Source organism: Burkholderia sp. AU4i, assembly GCF_000466765.1.
Lineage (GTDB): Bacteria > Pseudomonadota > Gammaproteobacteria > Burkholderiales > Burkholderiaceae > Burkholderia > Burkholderia cepacia.
The window spans coordinates 1-24621 of sequence record NZ_ASSI01000126.1; the positions used below are offsets into that span (position 1 = coordinate 1).

The following is a 24621-nucleotide window of genomic DNA, read 5'->3' on the forward strand; positions in this document are numbered from 1 at the left end:
CGGCCTGCGGCGGCGCGAGTACGCGACGTCGCTCGGCCGCCGCTCGCCGCGCACGAGCCCCAGGCGGCCGATCGGCAGCGCGTTCGTGAACGGCGTCGCCGCGATGTCGATGTCGATGCAGCCGTCGAGTTCGGGCAGCGCACGGCCCGCGCCGTCGCGCCAGTGGCCTTCGCCGTCGCCGCGCAGTTCGAGCGTGCCGCCGCCCATCACCTTCAACACCGCATACGTCACGCGCCAGTGCGCGTCGCACTCGACGCGATACGCGAGCCCGTACGCACGGCCGTACCGCTGGCCGACCACCGCGCTTTCGACGACGATCCCGCCGCCGCTCCGGTCGAACGTCAGATGTTCGACCCCGTCGCCTTCGAGCGACGCCCATCGCACTTCACGCATCGTTTCCCCTCCCGGTTTCCCCGCTGCGGGACACTGTCGCACGAATCCGCCGACGAAAGCGCCGGCGGATGCCTGAATTTCCTCACCACGGAACGTCCGCCCCGAAAAACGCCATGCGGCACCCGCCTGGACACGGCCAACCACCCGCATTCCCCATTTCGGGGCAGCGCCGACAAATCCTGACTATCCAGAATTCCCTATTCCGGTGCATCGGATTGTGTCCTATGCTCGCGGCTCGTCCTGTTCCGCCGCCATCATGCCTACCGCCCGCTCCGCCTCGCCGTCAATCGACCTGCGCATCCTGCTGCGCGGCATCGGTCAGATCGTACTGCAGGCGAACGCGCTCACCGGCGCGCTGCTGCTCGCCGCGCTGGCGCTGACCGATCTGCGGCTGGCATGCGCGGCGCTGCTCGGCTCGGCCGCCGCCAGCATGACCGCCGTGCTGACGGGCGCCGCGCGCCACGACGTCGAACAGGGGCTGCACGGCTTCAACGGCGCGCTCGCCGCGCTGATCGCGGCGCTGTTCGCGCCCGCTTCCCTTGCAGCCGTCGCGCTGGCGCCGCTGGCCGCGATCGGCGCGGCGCTCGTACAGCGCGCGATGCGCACCCCGCTCGCCCGCTGGCGCCAGTGCCCGTATTCGAGCCCGTGCCTCGCCGTCACCGCGCTGTGGCTGCCGTTTGTCGCACCGCAACACGCGACCGACGCGACGGCCGGCATGGCACTGACGCCGTCGTCCGTCACCGACGCATTGCTGTCGGGAGTTGCGCAGACCACCTTCGCGCAAGGCGCATGGGCCGGCGCGCTGATCGTCGCGGGCCTCGCCGTCGCGTCGCGCCGCGCGGCCGCGTTCGCGCTCGGCGGCGCGATCGTGTCGACCGTGCTGCTGCTCATGCTCGGCGCGAACGGCGCGCCGTTCGCCGACGGCCTGCTCGGCTTCAACGGCGCGCTCGCCGCACTGGCGCTGATGTCGCGCGGCCCGCGCGCGGCACTTGCAGGCGCCGCACTCGCCGCGCTGATCCAGTGGCTTGCGATGCGTGCCGGCATCCCCGTGTTCACGGCGCCGTTCGCCCTTGCATCGTGGGTGACCGTAGCCGTCGCGCGCCGCCTCACCTTCGGAGAACCCGATGTCGTCATTCGCACACCGTCCTGATGCCGTGAAACCCGGCGGCCCGATCTCGGACGCCGAACGCCGGCTGCGCGTCGACCTCGCCGCCGCCTACCGGCTCGTCGCGCTGAACGGCTGGGACGACCTGATCTACACGCATCTTTCCGCGACCGTGCCCGGCGAGCCCGGCCACTTCCTGATCAATCCGTTCGGCCTGACGTTCGACGAGGTCCGCGCATCGAACCTCGTGAAGATCGACCTGGCCGGCAACCGGATCGGCGCCGGCGAGCACGCGGTCAACGTGACGGGCTTCGCGCTGCATGCGGCCGTGCATGCCGCCCGCGCCGACACCGTCTGCGTGATGCATCTGCACAATACGGCCGGCATCGCCGTATCGATCCAGCGCGACGGGCTGCTGCCCGCGTCGCAGCACGCGCTGCGCTTCCACGGCGACCTCGCGTACCACGACTACGAGGCGCTCGCGTTCTCGCCGGCGGAAGGCGCGCGGCTTACCGCGAGCCTCGGCGCGAAATCCGCGATGCTGCTGCGCAACCACGGCACACTGACGGTCGGCCGCACCGTCGCCGAAGCCTATGTGCTGATGGACACGCTGATCAAGGCCTGCGATATCCAGGTGCGCGCGCAGGCCGGCGGCGGGCCGCTCGTGCTGCCCGACCCGGCAGTGGCCGACCGCACCGCCGAACAACTGCGCGACGGCGGCGCGATCGAAGGCGAACTGGAATGGCCGGCGCTGCTGCGCCGGCTCGACCGGATCGATCCGTCGTATCGCGACTGACGCATCCCTGGCCGCGATCGCGGCCGAACCCGACACACTCAACCGGAGCACTTGTCATGCCGACTTTCAATATCCAGCTCTTCGAAGGCCGCACCGTCGAACAGAAGCGCGAATTCGTCGAAGCAATCACGCGCGTCACGTGCGAGACGCTCGGCTGCGAGCCGGGCGCGGTCGACATCATCCTCACCGACGTGAAGAAGGAGAACTGGGCGACGGCCGGGAAGCTGTGGAGCGACGAGCGCTGAACGTCACACCCGGCGATGCTTGAGCACCCCGCCCGCATCGCACTGATTCATCCCCTGCGGCGCCCGCCCGGCGGCGCTGCAGGCGGCTTCCTTCTCCGCCTCCCGTTGTGCGCGCGCACATCGCAATGTCACGCGATCGGTGCATATAATGCGGCTCAGACGCAGCAGCCGATGGCCACCCGACGAGGAGACCGCCATGGAAGCGAAGAACGAGGAAGTCGTCGCACACCTGCTCTCGGACGTCGTCGAATTCGCGCGCGGGCGCCTGCCCGAAGCCACGTTCCGGATCGTCGAACCCTTCCTGCGTCATTACTACGACTTCGCCGATGCCGACGATCTGCAGAGCCGCAGCATCGCCGATCTCTACGGCGCGGCGATGGCGCACTGGCAGACCGCCCAGAAATTCGTGCCCGGCAGCGAGCGGCTGCGCGTGTACAACCCGATCCTCGAACAGCACGGCTGGCATTCCGACCACACGGTCATCGAGATCGTCAACGACGACATGCCGTTCCTCGTCGATTCGGTGACGATGGCCGTCAACCGCCTCGGGCTCGCGCTGCATTCGGCACTGCACCCGGTGTTCCGCATCTGGCGCGGCGCCGATGGCGGCATCGAGCGCGTCGATGCGGGCGGCGCGACGCCCGGCGACGGCCAGTCGCAGCTCGCGTCGTTCATCCATTTCGAAGTCGATCGCTGCGGCGATGCCGCGCTGCTCAACACCTTGCGCAACGACATCGCGCACGTGCTCGGCGACGTGCGCGCATCGGTGGAAGACTGGCCGAAGATCGTCGACATCGCCCGCGCGACGATCAAGGAGATGAAGGCGCGCGAATCGACTGCGGAAGACATCGAGGCGCGCGCGTTCCTCGAATGGATGGCCGCCGATCACTTCACGTTCCTCGGCCAGCGCGACTACGCGCTCGTGTCCGACGGCACGGGCTTCGGGCTGCGCGGCATCGAGGGCACCGGCTTCGGCATCCTGCGCGAATCGCTGCGCACGTCCGGCGCCCCCGACGTCACGCCGCTGCCGCAGGCCGCCGCCGACATCATCACCGGCCCCTGGCCGATCTTCCTGACCAAGGCGAATTCGCGCGCGACCGTGCACCGGCCCGGCTATCTCGACTACGTCGGCGTGAAACTCGTCGGCGCCGACGGCAAGGTCGCCGGCGAGCGCCGCTTCATCGGGCTCTATACGTCGACCGCCTATTTCGGTTCGTATACCGAGATCCCGATCGTGCGCCGCAAGTGCGCGAACATCGTGCGGCGCGCGGGCTTCCTGCCGAAGGGCCATCTCGGCAAGTCGCTCGTGACGGTGCTCGAAACCTATCCGCGCGACGAACTGTTCCAGGCCGACGAAGACCAGCTCTACGACATCGCGCTCGGCGTCCTGCGGCTGCAGGAACACCAGCGCACGCGCCTGTTCGTGCGGCGCGACCGCTTCGACCGCTTCGTGTCGTGCCTCGTGTTCGTGCCGCGCGACAAGTACAACACCGACCTGCGCCGGCGCATCGCGAAGCTGCTCGTCGATGCGTACAACGGCGTGAACGTCGAATTCACGCCGCTGCTGTCGGAATCGGCGATCGCGCGCATTCATTTCGTCGTGCATGCGGAACCGGGCACGATGCCCGACGTCGACACGCGCGAGCTCGAAACGCGGCTCGTGCAGGTCACGCGCCGCTGGCAGGACGATCTCGCCGACGCGCTGCTCGACGCCTTCGGTGAAGAGCAAGGCAACCGGCTGCTGCAGCGTTATGCCGATTCGTTCCCGGCCGGCTACCGCGACGACTATCCGGCGCGCACGGCCGTGCGCGACATCGAGCTGATCGAGCGGGTGAAGGATTCGGGGCAGCTCGCGATGAACCTGTACCGGCCGATCGAGGCGGAAGCGCGCGCGTTCCGCTTCAAGGTCTATCGCGCGGGCGACCCGATCGCGCTGTCGCGCAGCCTGCCGATGCTCGAGCATCTCGGCGTGCGCGTGGACGAGGAGCGGCCGTACCGGATCCAGACGCAGGACGCCGCGCATGCGTGGGTGCACGACTTCGGCCTCGAGCTCGCGGACGACACCGAATTCGACATCGAGCGCGTGAAAGGCCTGTTCGAGGATGCGTTCGACCAGATCTGGAGCGGCCGGATCGAGAACGACGACTTCAACCGCCTCGTGCTGCGCGCCCATCTGAGTGCGCGCGAAGTGACGATCCTGCGCGCGTATGCGAAGTATCTGCGGCAAGTCGGCTCGACCTTCAGCGACGCGTATATCGAGCGCGCGCTGACCGGCAACCCGGCGATCGCACGGCAGCTCGTCGAGCTGTTCCTGCTGCGCTTCGACCCGGCCACCGGCGACACGCGCGACGTGCAGGCCGAGCGGCTGCTGAAGGCGATCGAAGGCGCGCTCGACCAGGTGCCGAACCTCGACGAAGACCGCATCCTGCGGCAGTTCCTCGGCGTGATCAACGCGACCGAGCGCACGAACTACTTCCTCGTCGACGCGAACGGCGAATCTAAACCGTACCTGTCGTTCAAGTTCAATCCGGCGAAGGTGCCCGGGCTGCCCGAACCGAAGCCGATGTTCGAGATCTGGGTATACTCGCCGCGTGTCGAGGGCGTGCACCTTCGCGGCGGGCGCGTCGCGCGCGGCGGCCTGCGCTGGTCGGATCGCCGCGAGGATTTCCGCACCGAGGTGCTCGGGCTGATGAAGGCGCAGATGGTGAAGAACGTCGTGATCGTGCCGGTCGGCTCGAAAGGCGGCTTCGTCGTGAAGAACCCGCCGCCGCCGAGCGATCGCGAAGCGTGGATGCGCGAAGGCATCGCGTGTTACCAGACCTTCCTGCGCGGCCTGCTCGACCTGACCGACAACCTGGCCGGCAACGCGATCGTGCCGCCGCCCGACGTCGTGCGTCACGATCCGGATGACCCGTACCTGGTGGTCGCCGCCGACAAGGGCACGGCCACCTTCTCCGACTACGCGAACGCGATCTCGCACGAATACGGCTTCTGGCTCGACGACGCGTTCGCGTCCGGCGGCTCGGTCGGCTACGACCACAAGAAGATGGCGATCACCGCGCGCGGCGCGTGGGAATCGGTCAAGCGCCACTTCCGCGAGATGGGCATCGATACGCAGACGACCGACTTCACCGTGGTCGGCGTCGGCGACATGTCGGGCGACGTGTTCGGCAACGGGATGCTGCTGTCGCCGCATATCCGGCTCGTCGCCGCGTTCGATCACCGGCACGTGTTCCTCGACCCGAACCCCGATCCCGCGACGAGCTTCGCGGAGCGCGCGCGCATGTTCGCGCTTGAACGCTCGAGCTGGGCCGACTACGATCCGGCCGCGATCTCGGCGGGCGGCGGTATCTATCCGCGCACCGCGAAGACGATCCCGCTGTCGCCCGCCGTGCAGGCCGCGCTCGGCATCGACGCGCACGCGCTGCCGCCGGCCGAGCTGATCCGCGCGATCCTGCAGGCGCCGGTCGACCTGCTGTACAACGGCGGCATCGGCACCTACGTGAAGGCGGCGCGCGAAACCCACCTGCAAGTGGGCGACCGCGCGAACGACGCGGTGCGCGTGAACGGCGCGGACCTGCGCTGCAAGGTCGTCGGCGAAGGCGGCAACCTCGGCTGCACGCAATTTGGCCGGATCGAGTTCGCGCAGCGCGGCGGCCGCATCAACACCGACGCGATCGACAACTCGGCCGGCGTCGATTGTTCGGACCACGAAGTCAACATCAAGATCCTGCTCGGGCTCGTCGTGTCCGACGGCGAGATGACCGAGAAGCAGCGCAACGCGCTGCTCGCGGAGATGACCGACGAAGTCGGGTTGCTCGTGCTGCGCGACAACTACTACCAGACGCAGGCGCTGTCGATCGCCGGCCGTTATGCGGTCGAGCTGCTCGATGCGGAGGCGCGCCTGATGCGCTGGCTCGAACGCGCGGGCCGCCTGAACCGCGTGATCGAATTCCTGCCGACCGACGACGAAGTCGCCGAACGGCAAGCCGCGAAGCTCGGCCTCACGTCGCCGGAACGCGCGGTGCTGCTCGCGTACAGCAAGATGTGGCTGTACGACGCGCTGCTCGAATCCGACGTGCCCGAGGATCCGCTGGTTGCCGCGATGCTCGTCGACTACTTCCCGAAGCCGCTGCAGCAGCGCTTCAGCGAACCGATGCGCCGCCACCCGCTGCGCCGCGAGATCCTCGCGACGCATCTGACCAACGCGCTCGTGAACCGCGTCGGCTGCGCATTCGTGCACCGGCTGATGGAAGAAACCGACGCGAAGCCCGGCGACATCGTGCGGGCGTGCATCATGGCGCGCGACGTGTTCGACCTCGATGCGGTGTGGCGCGACATCGATGCGCTCGACAACCGCGTCGCCGACGACGTGCAGGCGCGCATGTTCGTCGACGTCGCGCGGCTGCTGGAGCGCGCGGCGCTGTGGTTCCTGCGGCATCTGCAATCCGGCGCGGTGGCCGACGGCGGCGTCGCCGAGCTGATCGCGCGCTGCCGCGACGCGGCCGAGCGGCTTGCGCCGCAACTGCCGTCGCTGTTGCCTGCCGACGATCTCGAAGCGCTGTCCGGGCGGCAGCGCGTGCTGGTCGAAGCCGGCGTCGACAGCGCGCTCGCGGTGCGCGTCGCGAGCGGCGACATCTCGGCCGCGCTGCTCGACATCGCCGAAGTGGCCGCGACCAGCAACCGCAGCCTCGAACTCGTCGCGGGTGTGTATTTCTCGCTCGGCACGCTGCTCAATTACAGCTGGATCGGCGAGCGCGCGGCGACGCTGCCGACCCCGACGCACTGGGACATGCTGGCGCGCGCGGCCGCACTCGCGGAAGTCGCGCGCCTCAAGCGCACGCTCGCGGCGAGCGCGCTTGCGGAATCGCCGGATTCGACCACGCCGGAGACGATCGTCGGCGCGTGGCGCGCGCGCCGCGAAGCCGCGCTCGCACGCTACGAGCACCTGCTCGCCGACTTGCGCGCGTCCGGCGGCGCCAGCCTCGCGGTGCTGCTCGTGGTCGTGCGGGAAATGGCCGTGCTCGAACGCGCGTGACCAGGCTGGCCGGTTCCGCGTGACCGGAACCGGCGCGCTCGCTGCCGGCATGCTTGCGTACGCGCGAGGCTAGACCGTCGCGACCAGCAGTTCCTCCGCGTTGTTCGGCGGCCTGAGTCCGTCCGCACGATCCGCGAAATACCGACGCGTCAGTTCGGCAGCCGCAACGTGCTCGGTCTTCGTGAAGCCGGCCTCCCGCGCGAGCGCCTGCATCTGTGCCGGCATGAAGAAGCTGATGAACGGCGTGCCGCTTGCGCGCGCGCCCTTCGCGGCCATTTCCAGCCCCGGACGCACGTCCGGATCCGCATTTTCCAGCGGCAGCAGGAACGTCATCGCGAGCGTCGAGCCCGGCGCGAGCGAGGCGACTTCGCGCAACGCCGCCGCGTTCGCCTCGCGCGTCAGGTACATGCTGACGCCGGTGGACACGACGACCGCCGGCTTGCCGGCATCGAAGCCCGCACCGACGAGCGCCGCGCGCCACGACTGTTTCGCCTCGAAATCGACCGGCACGAAACGCAGCCAGTCGGGCACGCCGAAGCCCAGCTCGACGAGGCGCCGTTGCTTCCAGCGCTGCGGCGCCGGCTGGTCGACTTCGAAGACGGTCACACGCGACGCCATGTCGGGCCGGCGCTGCACGAAGCTGTCGAGCCCTGCGCCGAGGATCACGTACTGGCTCACGCCGCGCGCGGCCTGCTCCACCACGAGATCCTCGATGAAGCGCGCCCGCGCGACGATCGACGCGCGAAACGGCCGCGTGAACTGCGGATCCATGTCACCGCGCTGCTGCCAGCCGGGTTCCGGTGCGAGCAATTGCCGCCCGACTTCGTCGGCGAGCACATGCGGCGGTGCATCGAGTTCGACGTGCAGCGCACGCCACAGCGCGACGCGCGCGGCGGTGCTGTCGGGCGCGCTTTCACGGGGTTCGGTCATGTCGGCCTCACGCGCCCTGCTGCCCTGGCGCCTGCAGGCGCCACACGCGACCGTCCGGATCGCGTACGGTCATGTCGCGCGTGCCCCAGTGCGTATCCTCGAACGGTGTGACGACGTCAACGATCGGCTGCGGCTGCACCGCCTGTTCATTCGGCACCTTGAGCACGACCTGCATGTCCGGCGTTTCGCCCGGCGGCACTTCGGCGATGAACAGGAAGGGGCCGTCGCCATGACGCAGCTGGCCCGAGTTGTGATCGGTTTCGAACTCCAGCGTAAAGCCCAGCGCCTGGAAAAACTTCGCCGACTTGCCCCAGTTGTGCGTCGTCAGGTACACGGCTTCGATTCGCTCGGATGACATGTCACTCCTCCTCGATGGACGGCCCCGCGCCCGGCTGCGGCGCGGCCAGGTACGCGCGCAATGCATCGGCCACCAGCGCGGACAGCGACTGCTCCGTTTCGATGGCGCGATGCTTGACCTGCCGGATCAGGCTCAGCGGCAGATACACGTTGAATTGCTTCACTTCTTCGTCGGTCATGATGGCTAGTATGCTAGCAATCTAGCAAAAATCAAGTGCGGGTGCAGCCCATCTGCGCGGGCTGCGATCGGGTACCGTGAGCCCGCGTTACGTCGCGACGCGCGCCGCCAGCCGCGCGAACAGCGCGTCGAGATCGAATCCCGTCGTATCGATGCCGATCGTGTCGCGCAGGCACGCGCCCCATGCGGCCGCATCGTCGAACGTGACGGACTGCCCGGCGCCCGCCGCATCGCGGATCGTCAGCGTGGTGTTGCGCAGCGCAGCGCGGCCGCCCGGCAGCACGCGGCATGCGATCAGGTTGTGCAGGAAGATCGATTCGGGATACGTCGACGTAAACCAGTTCGCGGCGTCGTAATCGATCCATTCGACCCGCTTCGACTGGAAGCGGTAGGTGGTCTGCCAGCCGTCGGGCGTCTCGAACTGCATGTCGAATTCACCGTCGACCGGCGCGGCGACGACGCGGAACGCGCCGTGCGGCGTCAGTTGCCGCTCGTCCGGCACGAACCGCAGCGGCGCGGTCAGCGTGGCGCTGCCGAAACCGATGTCGGCGAGCCAGGCCGTGCCGTCGAGATCGATGCGCAGCAGCATGTGCGTATGCGCGGTGGCGACTTCCGGCGGCTGCATCCAGCGCACACGCGCGATCATCGGCGTCACGCGAAAGCCGATCGTCGTGAGCGCGGTGTAGAACAGCTTGTTGAGTTCGAAGCAGTAGCCGCCGCGGCGGCGTTCGATCACCTTGTCGACGATCGCGGGCAGGTCGAGCGCGACGCGCGCGCCGGTCAGCGGATTGAGGTTTTCGAACGGAATCGCTTGCGGGTGCAGCAGGTGCAGCCGGCGCAGCACGTCGAGCGTCGGCTCGACCGGGCCGTCGTAGCCGATGCGGGAGAAATAGCGCGAGAGGTCGAACGAGTCAGTCATGAACCTGCACCGAAAAAAGGGACACGCCACGATAACATCGCGCGAAATCCCCATGTTGTGCGGGGCGATCTTCGCCGTCGCGCGCGATGCCGGCACTGCATCGCGCGGCCCCGCGCAACGTTACGGCAGCAGCTTCAGCGCGGACGATGCGACCGACGGCACCGAAATGCCCTGGCTCGTCGCGAACTGCACGGCCTGGCTGAGCGTCGCCGCGAGCGACTGCAGCTGGCCCGGCGCACTTTGCGCGATATATGACGCAGCCTGCATGTTCTGCGGGTTCAGGCCCGACTGCAACAGCGACGCCGCGCTCGTCGAGCCGAGATTGCCGAGCCCCGACTGCAGCTGCGAATACTGCGTGAGCCCCTGCCCGAGCGACGCGAGGCCGTTGCTGAACGCCTGCTTGTCGATCGGCCCGTGCGTCGCGCCGCCGCTCGCGAACGCCTGGCCGAGCGCCTGCGACACCGATTGCTGCGCGCCGCCCATCTGCGACAGCGCGGCCGGCGTCAGCCCATCGCCGCCGGCCAGCTGGCTCGCGGCCTGCTGCGCCTGCCCGGCCGCGCCGGTCAGGCCCATCGCCGACGCGAGCGAAGACTGGCCGGTCAGCACCTGCTGGTTCGCGCCGACGTAAGCCTGCAGCAATTGGGAAACGCCGCCCTGCGCGGGCGCCGCCTGCTGCTGCCCGCCGCCGAGCAGCGACGCGCCGAGCGACTGCAGGTCGAGCTGCGCGTGCGCGGCGCCGCTTGCCAGGATGCCGAACGCGATGCCTGCCGAGGCCAGGTACCGGCCCGTCGCGCGAATGTGTTTCATGTGTGTTCCTCGTGCCGGAATGATCGAGGCCAATATTGTCGAAGCGCGCCGCGCGCCGCCGCAATGACTGAAACACATCGAAACGAAATCACGAGGCACGAAGGCTTGCAATTCCGCGGCCGGCGTACGCGCTCGAGCGGATTTGTCCCTGTTTGCCGCGCGATATCGAGCGTGTGCCGACATTCGTTCTTGAGGCGCATCAATGGCGGCGAAAGTCGGCGTCTGCACGGTGACGCGGCCGGTGGCCTGCCAGCCGTCGCACGTCTTGAACCGCACGTCGGATTCAACATCGACCGGCGGCATGTGACGCGGAATGTGCCGGGCCGCGTCAATCACATGACGCCACACCGTCGCGCACATGCGCCCGTGCCGGGATCAGTGTGATGCGCGCCGACGAACAGCACGGCGCAGCGTGACGCGGAACGTACCGGGCCGCATCAATCACATGACGCCACGCCGTCGCGCAAATGCGCCGTGCCGGGATCAGCGTGATGCGTGCCGACGAACAGCACGGCGCAGCGTGACGCGGAACGCGCCGGGCCGCGTCAATCACATGACGCCAGACCGTCGCGCACATGCGCCCGTGCCGGGATCAGCGTGATGCGCGCCGACGAACAGCACGGCGCAGCGTGACGCGAAACATGCCGTGCCACGTCATTGACATGACGCCACGCCGTCGCGCAACGCGCCCGCGCCACGGGCTCGGCGTGACATGCCCCGGCAACACGTTCGGAAACAAAAGCAAAACGAGCGGCTTGCCGCCGCCCGCGTGGTCATCCCCCCTCCGCAACCGGCTATCGCCCGGCCGCCGTATCACCCCGCCATCCACGCCGGCAGCCGCCCGTCCACCCATCCGGCCGCCTGCTCGTAGCCGCGCGCGAGCTGCAACACGGCGAGATCGGCACGCGGACGCCCGATCAGTTGCATCCCCATCGGCAGCCCCGCGTCGTTGAAGCCGACCGGCACGCTGATCACCGGGCAGCCGGCCAGCGTCCACGGCACGACCGTTTCCATCCAGCGGTGGTAGGTATCCATCGCGCGGCCCGCGATCTCCGTCGGCCAGCGCTGGTCGACGTCGAACGGGAACACCTGCGCGGTCGGCGCCGCGATGAAGTCGTAGCGGTCGAAGAAGCTCAGCACGGCCTGATGCCACGCGGTGCGCTCGACGCTCGCCTCGAACACGGCCGCGCCCTGCATCGCGAGCAGCCCTTCGACCTCGTAGATCGCCTCGGGCTTCAGCAACGCGCGCCGCGCCGGGTCGCGATAGTGCGCCAGCAGCCCGCCGCCGGACAACAAGTGCCGGTGCGCGAGCCACAGGCGCCAGATCCGGTCGGGCGCGAACGCCGGCAGTGCGGCATCGACGTCGCAGCCGATCTCGCGCAGCGTCGCCAGCCCCTGTTCACACAGCGCGAGCACACCGGCCTCGGTCGCGAGATAGCCGTTCCAGTCGCCGACCCACGCGATGCGCTTGCCGCGCAGATCGGTGTCGAGCGGCTGCGCGAACACGGCCGGATCCTCCGCGAGCGACAGCGGATCGTTGCGGTCGTAGCCGGCCTGGATCGCGAGCAGCTGCGCGACGTCGCCGACCGTGCGGCCCATCGGCCCTTCGATGCCGAGCTGCTGCACGAACACGTCGACGCCCGGCCAGCGCGGCACGCGCCCCTGCGACGGGCGGAAGCCGTAGATGTTGCAGAACGCGGCCGGATTGCGCAGCGAACCGCCGAAGTCGCTGCCGTCCGCGACCGGCAGCATCCGCGACGCGAGCGCCGCCGCCGTGCCGCCGCTGCTGCCGCCCGCGCTCTTCGTCAGGTCGTACGGGTTGCGCGTCGCGCCGTAGACTTCGTTGAACGTGTGCGAGCCGAGCCCGAATTCGGGCGTGTTGGTCTTGCCGATGAAGATCGCGCCGGCCGCGCGCATCCGCGCGACGCACACGGAATCGGCCTGCGGCACGTTTTCGCGGAAGATCGGCGAGCCGTAGGTCGTCCGCAGCCCCTTCGTCATCGCCAGGTCCTTCGGCGCCTGCGGCATCCCGTGCATCCAGCCGTGGTACTCGCCACGCGCCAGTGCCGCATCCTTTTCCGCGGCTTCGGCGAGCAGCGCGTCGCGATCGCGCAGCGCGACGATCGCGTTGACCGCGCCGTTCACGCGCTCGACGTGATCGAGATACGCGCGCATCGTCTCGACGCACGACACGGCCTTGCCGCGGATCGCCGACGCGAGTTCGCCGGCCGACAGGCGCACGATCGGGTCGACGGGGATGGAAGCGGGAGCGAGAAGCTGCGGGGCGCCGTGCGGCATGCGGAGTCTCCTGGAATCGGAATGGAATGGCGGGCCGTTTGGCGGCGGACGCCCCCCGAAACGGCCGGGCGGGGCCGCGCCGCGGCCGATGCACTACTCTACGCGACGCCGGATCGGCAACCTCCGATATTTTCCGCCGCGATTCATTGCGGTTCCGACTGAATCGGGGCGACAGGCCGCGCTTCGCACGCGCCGCCCGCGCGGATGAAATCGTTTATGCGCATAAACTTAAATTTCTTATATTTCTATCAGGTGCGGGACGAGACGGTGCGCGTTAACGACATTTTTACGCGGCCGCCCGTTCTCTTTAGATCGTTCGTCCCGGCCGCACGCTACGCTGGAATCATCTCGTTTCCTGGACAACGTTCATGCTCAAGCTGCTGGTTCCGGTCGGCCACTCGCCCCGCTCGCTTCAGGCGGTTCGCCACGCGACATTCCTGTATCGCGAACGGTGCGCGTCGGAAATCGTACTGATCAACGTTCAGGCGCCGCTCGAATCGACGCGGCTCGAGGCCTACCATCCGCTTTCGCGGCTGCGTTCGATCGAGGAGAAGTTCGCGTCCGCCGACCTGGCCATGGCAGAGCGAATCCTGCAGGAAGCCGGCGTCAAGTACAGCGTCGTGATGAAGGTCGGCCCGGTGGCCGATACGATCGCGGCCGTGGCGGCCGAGACGGGGTGCGACGAGATCGTGGTCGCCGCGCCGCGGCACGATCCGTTACATGCATTGATGTCGGTGTTCCGCCGCAGCGTGATGAGCCGGCTGGTGCGGATTACGAACGTGCCGGTCACGGCCGTGCAATGACGGCGATGACGCGCGGCAACGCGACGGCGGCCGTTCGCTGACGGACCGTGCGTTTGCAGCGAGCCGTGCGACACCGGTGTGCGTTACCGCGTTCCGCGTTACCGCCCACGCCCGCACCGGCGTTCCCGCCGCGCTTACTTGATGACCTTGCGCCAGAACACGAAATAGGCGGCTGCCGAAGACGCAACGAGCAGGATGGCCCACATCGGAGCGAGGCTGATCAGAACGGAAGAGACGTTAAGCATTTGGATTCCTCACTATTTCGACAGCGATGTTCAATTCGCACCTACTTGCCGGAACCGATGCATTCCTCCGCGATCGCGTTCCGTCAAATCATGCGTTCATGCTATCGCTGTGAACGGCCGTCCGGCCGCCCCCTCCCGCCCGTCTCCTGACATTCGTCAAACTCGCGCGAATGTCTCGCCGCCCGTCCGGTTTCGCCCGCCGGCCGCATGGAAACCTTGCCTTCGCTCCGCCCGCAACACGCGAAAAACGGGACACGATCACCCCGGCCGCCCCCGATTCAGCAGACGTTTACCGGGGGAACCCCCAAGTGCTTCGTCGAACGTGTCCGCGTTACGCTTGTGCGACGAGGAGACGAACCATGAGACGAGCCGTACATATCGCTGTTTTCGCGCTGCTGGCGTACCTCATCGGCGATCGCGCGATCCTGCATGCGCAGGGCCGCGACACCAGCCCGCTCGCGTGCGAACAGGGCGCCGCGCAAGTGAAGGTCGACGCGCTCGGCCGCGGCTTCGGCGAAGCAGCGGCCAGCAGCCAGGGCGAGGCATTCATGTCGGGCTGCCTGGTGACGGGGCGCGGCAACCAGGACGTCGCGCTGGCGAACCGCTGACGTGCATTCGCCGACGCTCCGGCCGGGCTCGGGTCGCGACGGCTGAACCGGAGGAGCCGCGCACGCCCTCATCCCTTCCCGCTTGTTTCGATCGATATCGCGACATGCCGCGACGCAGGTCACGTTCAGGACGGCGGTCATGCCGAACGCCCGCACGTGACCTGCATCGTCGCGTGGAACACACGTCGACATCCGCTCGATCGGGGCATTCCTGCCGTATGGCATGCCCCCGTCGATCAACCGGTCGAACGTCCGGCGACTCCGTCGAGACTCCGTTTCATCTGCAACGACACCCCACCCAACGATGAGCCATCCGCACACCGAGTTGATCCAGCGCTTCTACACGGCGTTCCAGCAGCGCGACATCGACGCGATGCTCGCCTGCTATGCCGATGACGTCGTCTTCAGCGATCCCGCGTTCGGCGAGCTGCGCGGTGACCTCGCACGCGACATGTGGCGCATGCTGGTCGCGCGTGCGCAGGACTTTTCCCTGACGTTCAGCGACGTCGCCGCGGATCAGCAGGCCGGGCGCGCCGAATGGATCGCCCATTACCGGTTCACCACGACCGGCCGGATGGTGGTCAACCGGATCGACGCGCGGTTCCGGTTTCGCGACAGGCGCATCGTCGAGCATCGCGACAGTTTCGACCTTTGGCGCTGGGCGCGTCAGGCGCTTGGACTGAAAGGCGCACTGCTCGGCTGGACGCCTTTCGTGCAACGCGCGATCCGCGCACAGGCGCGGAAGAACCTCGACGCGTATCGCGCACGGCGGAATTAGCTCGCACAACGTCATGGCTTCATCGTCGCGTTGATCAGGTCGTACGCCATGTCCGGCAGAACGCCGTCCGGATTCCGGAGACCGTACTCGCGATACCAGCTTTCGTCGGCTTCGGGATGCGGGCCGACGAGCCCGACACGCCCTTTGCCGTAGCGATAGGTCGCGGCTGCGATGTCGCGGTTCGGATAGATCGCCAGCACGGCCGCGCCGGGGGCGGCCGGGAGCATTGCGCCGTCCTGGAAGTAGATCCAGCGTTTTTTCCCGCGCCATACCACCGGCGTCACCGTGTCCGCTATACCGTGAAGCGTCGAGCGCGGCCGGTCGACCTCAGAGTCGATCTCGCCCGCGACCAGCCCGAAACCCGGGTCGCCTGCCAGGTAGGCGCCCATGCAGATGCCCAGATAGCGCCCGCCGTTCGACACGTATTGGCGCACGGCCTCGACCGCGTCTTTCCCGATGCTGGCCGCCGCGCCGGGGATGTCCTGCCCGCCGCCGGGCTGGACATACAGCGCGGCGCCGGACAGGACGGCAGGCGTGATCCGGCGTTTTTCCGCCGGCCCGACGTAAAGCACCCGGAACTTGTGCTCCGATTCCCGCAGGCGCCTCGCAATCGTCTCGGGGCAACCGTCGCATGCGGCCGGGCCGCGATAGACCAGTGCGACGGGGCGGCTGTCGGAGCCGCGCGTTTCGTCGTCGGCCGCCGCCGCATGAACGAGCGACGACGCGACGAGCGACAGGACAACGAAAATCGATTCTCTGGATCGCATGTTCCGGATTGACGGGACTCGAGGGTTCGCGGTCGGCCGTTCACGACGAAGCAACCGGCACGCGCCAATGCCGCCGTGCTTTGAAATCTTGCTGAAAGGCACGTGAAATACAGCGTAGGCGCCCGAAAGCGGTATGTGTGTACCGTTTCCTGTGTGCTTGTACAGAAATGTGCACTGCCGGCTTCCGTGCTTCCGTGCTTCCGTGCTTCCGTGCTCCCGTGCTCCCGTGCTCCCGTGCTCCCATGCTTCCGGGCTTCCGGGCTTCCGGGCTTCCGGGCTTCCGTGCTCCCGTGCTCCCGTGCTCCCGGGCTACCGGTAGCGCCCCCGCGCGGGCCGCAGCCTCGGGCGCCCCTTGCCTGTTCACACGACAGCGGCCGGCGCCGCAACGCGGGCGACCCGGCGCAGACGGACGCCCCCCCGGATCCCGCTCACGCACACCGCCGCCCCCGCTTCTCCCATCAACAGTCGGGACACCCGAGACACCTCGCCCGCAGGCATGCCCCGGCGCGCCGCCGAAACACGTCCGCAAACACCGGCTCTCCCGCGCCATCGCACTTTCCCGCACCTCAACCCTCAACTCTTATATAAGACATAAGACATTTGACGTTACAGATCATTGAGATTAGAATCCCGCTCAAAGCAGTGCCTGGAACAGCCCCGGAGTGCCGGCAAGGCCTTCCCCTCAAACGCAATATCAGCAGGTCTCCCCATGCTTGAAAACTTTCGTGCTCACGTGGCCGCCCGCGCCGCGCTCGGTATTCCTCCCCTGCCGCTGACGGCTCAGCAGACCGCCGAACTGGTGGAACTGCTGACCAACCCGCCCGCCGGCGAAGAGCAGACGCTCGTCGACCTGATCACCCATCGCGTGCCGGCCGGCGTCGACGAAGCCGCCCGCGTGAAGGCCGGCTTCCTGGCCGCCGTCGCCAAGGGCGAGACCGCCTGCCCGCTGATCTCGCGCGAACGCGCGACCGAACTGCTCGGCACAATGCTGGGCGGCTACAACATCCAGCCGCTGATCGAACTGCTGTCCGACGAGGCAGTCGCTGCCGTCGCCGCTGACGCACTGAAGAAAACCCTGCTGATGTTCGACCAGTTCCATGACGTCAAGGAACTCGCCGACAAGGGCAACGCGCACGCAAAGGCCGTGCTGCAAAGCTGGGCCGACGCCGAATGGTTCACGAGCCGTCCGGAAGTGCCGCAAAGCCTGACCATCACCGTGTTCAAGGTCACGGGCGAAACCAACACCGACGACCTGTCGCCGGCCCCGGACGCCACCACCCGCCCGGACATCCCGATGCACGCGCTGGCGATGCTGAAGAACGCACGCCCGGGCATCACGCCGGAAGAAGACGGCAAGCGCGGCCCGGTCAAGTTCATCGAATCGCTGAAGGAAAAGGGTCACCTGGTCGCCTACGTGGGCGACGTGGTCGGCACCGGCTCCTCGCGCAAGTCGGCCACCAACTCGGTGCTGTGGTTCACCGGCGAAGACATCCCGTTCGTGCCGAACAAGCGCTTTGGCGGCGTGTGCCTCGGCGGCAAGATCGCCCCGATCTTCTACAACACGATGGAAGACGCCGGCGCGCTGCCGATCGAGCTCGACGTGTCGCAGATGGAAATGGGCGACGTGGTCGAACTGCGCCCGTACGAAGGCAAGGCGCTGAAGGACGGCAAGGTCATCGCCGAATTCCAGGTGAAGTCGGACGTGCTGTTCGACGAAGTGCGCGCCGGCGGCCGCATTCCGCTGATCATCGGCCGCGGCCTGACCGCGAAGGCACGTGAAGCGCTCGGCCTCGCACCGTCGACGCTGTTCCGCCTGCCGCACCAGCCGGCCGACAGCGGCAAGGGCTTCTCGCTCGCACAAAAGATGGTCGGCCGCGCATGCGGTCTGCCGGAAGGCCAGGGCGTGCGCCCGGGCACGTACTGCGAACCGAAGATGACCTCGGTCGGCTCGCAGGACACCACGGGCCCGATGACCCGCGACGAACTGAAGGATCTCGCCTGCCTCGGCTTCTCGGCCGACCTCGTGATGCAGTCGTTCTGCCACACCGCCGCATATCCGAAGCCGGTCGACGTGAAGACGCACCAGACGCTGCCGAACTTCATCAGCACGCGTGGCGGTATCGCGCTGCGCCCGGGCGACGGCGTGATCCACTCGTGGCTGAACCGCATGCTGCTGCCCGACACCGTCGGCACCGGCGGCGATTCGCACACGCGTTTCCCGATCGGCATCAGCTTCCCGGCAGGCTCGGGCCTGGTCGCATTCGCGGCCGCCACCGGCACGATGCCGCTGGACATGCCGGAATCGGTGCTGGTCCGCTTCAAGGGCAAGATGCAGCCGGGCGTCACGCTGCGTGACCTCGTCAACGCAATCCCGCTGTACGCGATCAAGCAAGGCATGCTGACGGTCGCCAAGCAAGGCAAGAAGAACATCTTCTCGGGCCGCATCCTCGAAATCGAAGGCCTGCCCGACCTGAAGGTCGAGCAAGCGTTCGAGCTGTCGGATGCGTCGGCCGAGCGTTCGGCCGCCGGTTGCTCGGTGCGCCTGAACAAGGAACCGATCATCGAATACCTGAACAGCAACATCACGCTGCTGAAGTGGATGATCGCGCAGGGCTACCAGGATCCGCGCAGCCTGCAGCGCCGTATCGCGGCGATGGAGCAGTGGCTGGCCGACCCGCAACTGCTGTCGCCGGATGCCGACGCCGAATACGCGGCCGTCATCGAGATCGACCTCGCCGACATCCACGAGCCGATCGTCGCCTGCCCGAACGACCCGGACGACGTGAAGACGCTGTCGGACGTCGCCGGCGCCAAGATCGACGAAGTGTTCATCGGCTCGTGCATGACCAACATCGGTCACTTCCGCGCCGCGTCGAAGCTGCTCGAAGGCAAGCGCGACATTCCGGTCAAGCTGTGGGTCGCGCCGCCGACCAAGATGGACCAGAAGCAGCTGACGGAAGAAGGCCACTACGGCGTGTTCGGCACGGCCGGTGCGCGTACCGAAATGCCGGGCTGCTCGCTGTGCATGGGTAACCAGGCTCAGGTGCGCGAAGGTGCGACGGTCATGTCGACGTCGACCCGCAACTTCCCGAACCGTCTCGGCAAGAACACGAACGTGTATCTCGGCTCGGCGGAACTGGCGGCCATCTGCTCGCGTCTGGGCAAGATCCCGACCAAGGAAGAGTACATGGCCGACATGGGCGTGCTCACCGCCAACGGCGACAAGATCTACCAGTACATGAACTTCGACCAGATCGAGGACTTCAAGGAAGTGGCCGACACCGTGCAGGTGTAAGCACGCAGTCGGGCTGCGGCGGGTGGTCGACGTCGCAGCGCACTGGAAGGCGCCGCGGGCCGAAAGGCCGCGGCGCTTTTTTATGCGGCGAGAAACGGACGCAGCGATCGATGCATAGTCGCATTCATAGGGTGTCGCCGCCCGGCTCGCTACGGATCACCAGTTCGTTGAAGCCGGTGCCCGCGTCGGGCTCGCGCGAGAAGCGATGCGCGGGCAGCAGCGCGAGCAGGATCTCGGCCGTCGTGCGCACCACACAGCCGCTCGCAACATGGCCGCCCGTCACGCGGCCGGCCGCATCGGAAATCGACATATGCAGATGCGCGCCGTCCGGCGACACCGAGCCGGCCAGCGTCAGGATTTCGAGGTCGCCGCGCAGCTCGGTCGGCTGATCGACGCCGGCGAAACGCAACTGCGCGACGCTCAGGCTGCCGATGCCCTGGATCACGAAGGCCGCATGCGCTTCATGCTGGTGTAGCGCTGCCTCGATGGCGCCGCGCAGATCGTCGCCGGGGGAAAGACGCAAAGGATGGGCTTGCATGGTCGAGAACCTGTGGGTCGATCGCGGTATCGACCCAGCGTACGTTCGTCCCGTGAATCCGGCAAGTCATCCGCGCTCGATAATCCCGTGCGTCGGTGTCTTCCCGGCGTCGTTTCATCCGATGTCGTTCGACCCCGGGCCACCCGCGCATACGGGCCCCTGCCGCATGGTTTCGCACCGGCCGCAGCGCATCGTTTTTGTTTTCCGTATGAAACACACACGCGTCCGTCTGAGAACCGCCCCTGACGTATGCAAGAATCAGTTCCTCGAGGAAATCCCTGCTTTATCGCCCCCTTCACCGAACGCCCCGTCGAATGCCCGAATGCCCGAATACGTATGAGCGGTTCCACACCCCGAGCGACGACATTGCCGCGCGGGAAGTCGCGGCGATGAGCGATGAGGAGCGTGCGCGCGCCAGGTCGGCGGGGACCGTGCATGTCCGAAGCTGGCTCGCCATTCTGATGCTGCCGGTCGTAGTCGGGCCTGTGATCCCGGTGCTCGCGTATTTGCTGGGTATGCTGGCTTACCACGGAACGGTCGATCCGACCTTCGACATGGATCGTGCGGTGGACGGAACAGCCGTCACCATCATATGGGTCACGGCGCTCTTCATCGCGGCGTGGATCGGCCTGAACTGGTGCGTCGCGACGTACGGCACCCGACAGCGGTACTGGCGCGAAATGCCGTCCAACGGACATGTCGAATTGGAGCGCCATACGCTATGTTCGGCAATCGTCGTGTGGTCGGACGACTACGATCCGGAACCCCTCTACGTCGACGAATGGATCGACGGCAAGCTCAAATCCAGCAGGACCCGACTCAGGCAGTGGATCCTGGCCCGAACGTCCGTCGGTCATTGGCTGGTGCTGGATCATCGAATTGCGGCAGACAATTGGTACGCGCCGCCAACGTTCCCGCCGGAGACGAAACGATTGATCCCGCGGCGAGAATTGGCAATCGCATTTGCGCCGCGCACCCATGTCCGCATCGGATTGAGATGGAGTGGACCGGCGGCGCCATTGGCCGTGACATCCTATCTGCTGGCTCGCGCCGAATGTGAGCGTCTGTCTGCGGCGGCTCACCACCATGCTTTTTTTCCGCCGGACCAATATGGCGTCGTCGACCCCGCCGATGCAGACTGGGTCGGGGAACTCGCCGCCAAGGCACTGGAGCGCGAAGTGCCTGTCGACGTGCCGGCCGGGCGAGCGTTGACGTAATCGTCGCGGGTCGTTTCAACGACGACTGCGGCCGCCACCGCGCGAAGGCGCCCGGCGAACAGTCCGATAAGTACGACAATTGGCGGCGACGGCATAATGCCGGGGTTCGACTCAAGGTCTTGTGCATGGTCTTCCGCGACGCGAGCCGCCCCAACCCGAATTCCTTTCGATGACACCGATTCCGAACCGACGATCCCGCCTGCGCGGCGGCCTGCTTGGCCTGCTGATCGGCGACGCGCTCGGCGTGCCGTACGAATTCCACGACGCCGCTTCGATTCCGCCCCCTGCCGCGATCGACATGACCCCGCCGCCGGGCTTCGCGCGCGCGCACGACGGCGTACCGCCCGGCACCTGGAGCGACGACGGTGCGCAGGCGCTCGCGCTGCTCGACGCACTGCTGCACGAGCGCGACCTGAATCTCGATACGTTCGCCGGCAACCTGCTGGACTGGTTTCATCGCGGCGCATTCACGCCGGACGGCCGCGTATTCGACGTCGGCCTGCAGACGCGACGCGCATTCCATGCGCTGGCGGCCGGCGCCGCGCCCGCAGCCGCCGGGCCCCGCGACGAGCGCGACAACGGCAACGGTTCGCTGATGCGCTGCTTCCCGGTCGTGATGGTCGCCGCGTCCTATGACGACGCAATCCGGCTCGCGCACAAGCAGAGCGTCGTCACGCATGGGCACGTGCGTTCGCAGCTTTGCTGCGCGCTCTATTGCCTGACGGCGCTGGGGATCGTCGATGGCCAGCCCGCGCCCGATGCGGTGCGCGCAGCCGAGGACGAACTGCTCGCGCGCTACGAAGGCACGGCCGACGAAATCGAACTGAAGATCGTGCTCGACGGCCGCTTCGACGCGCCGCAAGGGTCAGGTTACGTGGTCGACAGTTTCTGGTCGTCGATCCATTGCCTGTTGTCGACGCGCAGCTACGAGGACTGCGTGAAGCGCGCGATCGCGCTCGGCAACGACACGGATACGACGGCAGCCATCGCCGGCAGCCTCGCCGGCGTGCTGTACGGCGAACGGGCGTTGCCCGACCGATGGGTCGCGACGCTGCGCGGGAAAGACAAGGTCGAGGGCTGGCTCGCACAGTTGTGAATACAACCTCATCGGCCGGCCGTCGAATCGAACCTGGCGGGCCGAGCCCGATTGCGCCATGCAATTGCATCAACTCATGCGCGATCGTCTCCGCCGCGAAATAGACCGCCGCCGCCACATCAGCCGCGATCGCTCGCCAGCAACCCGTACAGCGCGCTGTCCGACACTTCGTCACCGACGATCCAGCGTTCGCGCAGCAACCCTTCCCGCGCGAAGCCGAGCCGTTCGAGCAGCCGCTCCGACGCGACGTTGCGCGGATCGATATCGGCTTCGATCCGGTTCAGCCGCAGCGTGCCGAACGCGTGATCGATCACGGCCGACGCCGCCTCGCGCATGTAGCCGCCGCGCCAGTACCGGCGCCGCAGGCTGAAGCCGATCTCCGCACGCCGGCATTGCTCGTTCGCATGGAACAGCACGCATTCGCCGAGTGCTTCGCCGGTTTCCCGCAGTTCGAGCACGCAGATCAGGTCCTGCCCGCTCGCGGACGTGTTCAGGTTGCGCGTGACGCGCTCGACGGCCTGTTCGATGTGCGTCATCGGCGAGAACGAGAAATAGCGCATCGCTTCCGCATCCGACCAGATCTCGAAGAAGGCGTGCGCGTCGGCTTCGCGCAGCGGCCGCAGGACGAGGCGGGATGTTTCCAGCGTGACGGGTTCGAACAGGGGCATGACGACACTCGATCGAAAAACGGGAGCGTGAATTAGAACACGCAAGCCTCGAGTCGGCCACGCCAACATCACCGCGAAAAACAAAAAGCCCGGGCATCGCCCGGGCCTCACCACGTCATCCGCTACCGCCGGCCGCGCTTACGCTTCGAGCGCTTCGAGCACCTTCCCCTTCGTCTCGATCCCGACGAAGTGCACGGTCACCGCCGCGATCAGCGGCACGATGCCGATCAGGTAGAACGCGGGCGCGAGATTCCCGCCGATGATCGCGTGCGGCACCACCATCGGCGCGACGAACGACGCGATCTTCAGCCACGCGCTGCCGAGCCCGCAGCCCGACGCGCGAATGCTCGTCGGATACTGCTCCGGCGTATAGACGTACGCGGTGATGAACCCCGACGCCATCAACCCGAGCGACAGCGAGCAGAAGATCGAGACGACATACACCGACGACGCGTGATAGACACCCGCGAACGCCAGCGACAGCGCGCACAGCACGAACGACCACACGATCACCGGCTTGCGGCCGAGCTTGTCGACGAGCAGCGCCGACGCCAGCGACCCGAGCACGCCCATCACCGAGCCGGTCACCGCGAGGTTCAGCGCGAGCTGCAGCGGCGCGTGATAGAAGTTCTTGTAGATCGTCGGCAGCCACGTCGACAGCCCGTACTGGATGAACCCGCAGGTCGCCCACAACGTCGCCACCGCGAGCGTGCGCTTGCGATACGCGGCGCTGAACAGGTCGCTCATCCGGCGCTTCGGGTGCTGGCGCACCATCTCGTCGAACGCGGCCACCTGCGTGACGGGCGGCAGCTCGCCGCGCACCGACGCTTCGAACGCGCTCGTCGCCCGCCCGGCTTCCGCGAGCCGCCCGCGCGACGCGAGCCAGCGCGGCGATTCCGGCACGAGGCGCGTCAGCACGAGTGACAGGATCAGCGGCAGCCCGCCGACGAAGTACATGATCTCCCAGCCGAAGCGCGGCACGAGCCACGCACCGAGTGCCATCGACACGAGCAGGCCGATCGGGAACACGATCTCGTACAGCAGCACGAAGCGGCCGCGGCCATGTGCGCGCGTGATCTCGTTGATGTACGTCGCGGCGACCGGCAGCTCGCCGCCCAGCCCCAGGCCCTGCAGGATCCGCAGCAGCACGAAGATCTCGAACGTCGGCGCGAAGCCGCACGCGATGCTCGTGATGCCGATCACGGCCGAGCTCCACGCGATCGCCTTCACGCGGCCGTGCTTCTCCGCCAGCGCGGGAAACAGGAACGCGCCGATCAGCTGGCCGATCGCGCCGGACGCGATCAGCAGGCCGATCTGGGTCGGCGACAGCCCCCATTTGTGAATCAGAAGCGGCAGCGTGGCCGCGATCGTGATCACGTCGAAGCCGTCGAAGAACGTCGCGGTGCCGATCAGCACGCGGGCGCGGATCTGCATTGCGTTGGCCGGAAGCCGCTCGAGCCGCGCGATGATCGCGCCGGGCGTGGAGGCGGCAGCTTCCATCGTGGCGCGACCGGCCACGACATTGTCGAAAGTGCTCATA

21 protein-coding genes are annotated in these 24621 nt (G+C 67.5%); 10 read left to right on the forward strand and 11 right to left on the reverse strand.

The genetic code is table 11. The features are described from left to right. Window positions 1-393: putative glycolipid-binding domain-containing protein (locus L810_RS26975; RefSeq protein ID WP_042976378.1), on the reverse strand; the 393-nt coding region annotated here is incomplete at its 3' end. A 256-nt stretch (window positions 394-649) separates the two neighbouring features. On the opposite strand from L810_RS26975, the gene L810_RS26980 reads away from it, so the two are divergent. The 4 genes from L810_RS26980 to L810_RS26995 all read left to right on the forward strand — a co-directional run bounded on the left by L810_RS26980 (window position 650) and on the right by L810_RS26995 (window position 7577). After that, entirely contained in the window at window positions 650-1543 is an 894-nt protein-coding gene (locus tag L810_RS26980; protein ID WP_021161483.1) for an urea transporter, read from the forward strand. Further along, on the forward strand, window positions 1518-2294 hold the full coding sequence (locus tag L810_RS26985; RefSeq protein WP_021161484.1) for a class II aldolase/adducin family protein: 777 nt from the start codon (window positions 1518-1520) through the stop codon (window positions 2292-2294). The genes L810_RS26980 and L810_RS26985 overlap by 26 nt, the downstream gene beginning before the upstream one ends. 56 nt (window positions 2295-2350) lie before the next feature. Continuing rightward, window positions 2351-2539: a 4-oxalocrotonate tautomerase gene (locus tag L810_RS26990; RefSeq protein ID WP_021161485.1), complete on the forward strand. Its 189-nt coding sequence runs from the start codon at window positions 2351-2353 to the stop codon at window positions 2537-2539. A gap of 196 nt (window positions 2540-2735) precedes the next feature. Further along, window positions 2736-7577, forward strand: coding sequence for an NAD-glutamate dehydrogenase (locus L810_RS26995; protein WP_021161487.1), 4842 nt, complete (start codon window positions 2736-2738; stop codon window positions 7575-7577). Window positions 7578-7646: 69 nt separating this feature from the next. On the opposite strand, the gene L810_RS27000 is transcribed toward L810_RS26995, so the two are convergent. The 6 genes from L810_RS27000 to L810_RS27025 all read right to left on the reverse strand — a co-directional run bounded on the left by L810_RS27000 (window position 7647) and on the right by L810_RS27025 (window position 13066). Next, entirely contained in the window at window positions 7647-8507 is an 861-nt protein-coding gene (locus tag L810_RS27000) for a class I SAM-dependent methyltransferase (protein WP_021161488.1), read from the reverse strand. A 7-nt stretch (window positions 8508-8514) separates the two neighbouring features. Further along, window positions 8515-8865 carry a VOC family protein gene (locus L810_RS27005; RefSeq protein WP_021161489.1) on the reverse strand — a complete coding sequence of 117 codons (351 nt, stop codon included), beginning with the start codon at window positions 8863-8865 and terminating at the stop codon, window positions 8515-8517. A gap of 1 nt (window position 8866) precedes the next feature. Further along, window positions 8867-9043, reverse strand: coding sequence for a ribbon-helix-helix protein, CopG family (locus L810_RS27010; protein WP_021161490.1), 177 nt, complete (start codon window positions 9041-9043; stop codon window positions 8867-8869). 87 nt (window positions 9044-9130) lie between these two features. After that, complete coding sequence (locus L810_RS27015; protein ID WP_042976361.1) at window positions 9131-9961, reverse strand: arylamine N-acetyltransferase family protein; 831 nt, start codon at window positions 9959-9961, stop codon at window positions 9131-9133. 120 nt (window positions 9962-10081) lie between these two features. Next, window positions 10082-10768: a hypothetical protein gene (locus L810_RS27020; protein ID WP_042976363.1), complete on the reverse strand. Its 687-nt coding sequence runs from the start codon at window positions 10766-10768 to the stop codon at window positions 10082-10084. Window positions 10769-11581: 813 nt separating this feature from the next. Then, a complete protein-coding gene (locus tag L810_RS27025) occupies window positions 11582-13066 on the reverse strand; it encodes an amidase (protein ID WP_021161494.1) in 1485 nt (494 codons plus the stop codon). Window positions 13067-13434: 368 nt separating this feature from the next. Here L810_RS27025 and L810_RS27030 point away from each other — a divergent pair, with 368 nt between their 5' ends. The 3 genes from L810_RS27030 to L810_RS27040 all read left to right on the forward strand — a co-directional run bounded on the left by L810_RS27030 (window position 13435) and on the right by L810_RS27040 (window position 15500). Further along, window positions 13435-13869, forward strand: a complete 435-nt coding sequence (locus L810_RS27030; protein ID WP_021161496.1) for a universal stress protein — start codon at window positions 13435-13437, stop codon at window positions 13867-13869. A 604-nt stretch (window positions 13870-14473) separates the two neighbouring features. Further along, window positions 14474-14722, forward strand: a complete 249-nt coding sequence (locus L810_RS27035) for a hypothetical protein (protein ID WP_021161497.1) — start codon at window positions 14474-14476, stop codon at window positions 14720-14722. A gap of 304 nt (window positions 14723-15026) precedes the next feature. Beyond that, window positions 15027-15500 (forward strand): nuclear transport factor 2 family protein, encoded by a 474-nt coding sequence (locus L810_RS27040; protein WP_021161498.1) that lies wholly within the window; start codon window positions 15027-15029, stop codon window positions 15498-15500. A gap of 11 nt (window positions 15501-15511) precedes the next feature. On the opposite strand, the gene L810_RS27045 is transcribed toward L810_RS27040, so the two are convergent. Continuing rightward, window positions 15512-16267: a BPL-N domain-containing protein gene (locus L810_RS27045; protein ID WP_021161499.1), complete on the reverse strand. Its 756-nt coding sequence runs from the start codon at window positions 16265-16267 to the stop codon at window positions 15512-15514. A 709-nt stretch (window positions 16268-16976) separates the two neighbouring features. Here L810_RS27045 and acnB point away from each other — a divergent pair. Further along, on the forward strand, window positions 16977-19562 hold the full coding sequence (gene acnB / locus L810_RS27050; RefSeq protein ID WP_042976365.1) for a bifunctional aconitate hydratase 2/2-methylisocitrate dehydratase: 2586 nt from the start codon (window positions 16977-16979) through the stop codon (window positions 19560-19562). A gap of 124 nt (window positions 19563-19686) precedes the next feature. Here acnB and L810_RS27055 read toward each other — a convergent pair whose 3' ends face one another. Continuing rightward, a complete protein-coding gene (locus tag L810_RS27055) occupies window positions 19687-20100 on the reverse strand; it encodes a PPC domain-containing DNA-binding protein (protein WP_042976367.1) in 414 nt (137 codons plus the stop codon). Window positions 20101-20414: 314 nt separating this feature from the next. Between L810_RS27055 and L810_RS27060 the strand changes: the two genes are divergently transcribed. Together L810_RS27060 and L810_RS27065 are read left to right on the forward strand one after the other, a co-directional pair. Beyond that, complete coding sequence (locus L810_RS27060; RefSeq protein WP_042976370.1) at window positions 20415-21317, forward strand: hypothetical protein; 903 nt, start codon at window positions 20415-20417, stop codon at window positions 21315-21317. A gap of 169 nt (window positions 21318-21486) precedes the next feature. Beyond that, on the forward strand, window positions 21487-22413 hold the full coding sequence (locus L810_RS27065) for an ADP-ribosylglycohydrolase family protein (RefSeq protein ID WP_021161502.1): 927 nt from the start codon (window positions 21487-21489) through the stop codon (window positions 22411-22413). 119 nt (window positions 22414-22532) lie between these two features. On the opposite strand, the gene L810_RS27070 is transcribed toward L810_RS27065, so the two are convergent. Then, a complete protein-coding gene (locus L810_RS27070; RefSeq protein WP_021161503.1) occupies window positions 22533-23081 on the reverse strand; it encodes a GNAT family N-acetyltransferase in 549 nt (182 codons plus the stop codon). A 138-nt stretch (window positions 23082-23219) separates the two neighbouring features. Next, the gene (locus L810_RS27075) at window positions 23220-24620 is read right to left on the reverse strand and encodes an MFS transporter (protein ID WP_021161504.1); all 1401 of its coding nucleotides are present in this window, start codon (window positions 24618-24620) and stop codon (window positions 23220-23222) included. Window position 24621: the final 1 nt, after the last annotated feature.